This window comes from Sphingomonas sp. Sph1(2015) (assembly GCF_001970915.1).
GTDB classification, from domain to species: Bacteria; Pseudomonadota; Alphaproteobacteria; order Sphingomonadales; family Sphingomonadaceae; genus Sphingomonas; species Sphingomonas parapaucimobilis.
Map to the genome: position 1 here is coordinate 1 of NZ_MQUI01000100.1, position 1,667 is coordinate 1,667.

1 pseudogene is annotated in these 1,667 nt (G+C 64.7%); it reads right to left on the minus strand.

The features are described 5' to 3' along the window. Window positions 1-217 precede the first annotated feature (217 nt). Window positions 218-1,514 (minus strand): annotated as a pseudogene (locus BSZ14_RS18650) (IS110 family transposase). Between the last annotated feature and the right edge of the window lie 153 nt (window positions 1,515-1,667).

A 1,667-nucleotide genomic window follows, 5' to 3' on the forward strand; every position in this document is an offset into this window, starting at 1 on the left:
AACGTCCTATGTCGGGAAGCAGCGGCGGGTTTTGGCCAGCAGATATCGATGCGCCGACAACCATCGGCGCGGCATGCAATCTGAGCCAGATGGCTCCCACCGTCAACGGGATCGCTCCCTGCCATAGCAAACGCAGGATCCAGCGGCGCCGGGGCGACCGTGGTCCTCACCATCCTTAAAACGAGATACGCACCCAGGTGGAAGGCCCGAACATTATCTACAGGGTCGCTCGAGGAGCGCCCTCACGGCACTTGCAGAGAGGGGTCCTTCCACCTGGCATCCGACCGTTCGAGGAACGGCCGGTACTCTGTTCCCGTCTTGATGACGGCGTGAGCCACGCGCGCCATCTTGGCGGTGAGCGCCGTCATCGCCTTGCGGCGACGGTCGGCATCGTCCGCGTGCCCGGCAATGTATCGTCCGAGCTTGTCGCGGAAGCTGTTGTCGCGCTGACGCGCGGCGACCTGGGCAGCCATCCAGAAGGTGCGGCGCAGGCGCGCGTTGCCGTATTTGGACAGCCTGGTGCGGCCGCGGAACGTGCCCGACTGGCAGGTCGCGAGATCGAGGCCGCAAAACTTCAGGAACTGGCGATGATGGTTGAAGCGGCGCAGATCACCGGCCTCGGCCAGGATGGTCAGCGCATTGATCGGACCGATGCCCGGAATGTTGCGCAGCAGCTGGTAGTCGACGTCATCGGCGAGCCGCGCATGAGCCAGCCGCTCGATCTCGTCGCGCTGGTGGATGAGGCTGCGGCCCTGTGCAATGACCATGCGGAACATGGTGACGGCGGCGGAGTCCTCCGGCACCGGCAGTGCCGTCGAGGCGAACGCCGTCTCGTAGATGTCGTTGATGAGGCGTGCCTTGGAGACCTTGCGGCCGATGAGCGGCCACGCCGCGGCCGAGAACGCCTCGCGGTCCAGTGCCGTGATGGTGGCCGGCGTCGGAAACCGCTCGATGAGCGCGAGAAACCAGTCGGACCGGCTGTTACCTGCGAAGCGGGCGATCTCGGGGAAGTACAGCGGCAGATAGTGGGTCAGGATCCGGTGCCAGGTCTGCGTCTTCATCCTGGAGATCGTCTCGTGGGTCTTCGAGAGTTCCTGCAGGTCATTGATGCCCGCGGCGAGCGGGTCCACATAGCGCTGCGTCGCACCGATCCGCAGCATGTGGAGGATGACCTGCGCGTCCTTGGGGTCGTTCTTGTCCCAGCCATTGTGCAACGCCTCGCGTGTTCGGGCGAGCGCGACCGACGAGATGAGGCGCAGCTCAAACCCCGCCGTCAGCAGCCGGTGCGCCAGCGTGCGATGGTAATTACCCGTCGCCTCGAACCCGACGATGATGGGACGACCGATGGCAGCGAGCTGCTCGACGAAGCCGTCATAGTCCTCCTTGGTCGCCATGACGGTCATCCGCCGGCGCCGGCCGCCTTCCGGTCGCTCGATAAGGACCTCCTGCCGGTTCTTGGACATATCGATGGCTACCAGCACGGCGCCGGCAGGCGTAGAGGTGAGCTTGGTCATGGTCGGTCGGCCTCCAAAGTGTTGTCTCGACAACCTCACTTTAGATACCTGCTGACCGACCATGGCTTGCCCTGATGAAGCCTGCGGCCGCTTCGCGGCCTTGCCTTCATCAGGGCCATAGCGGCCCCCGAACCAGCGCTTCCCAATGTGCTA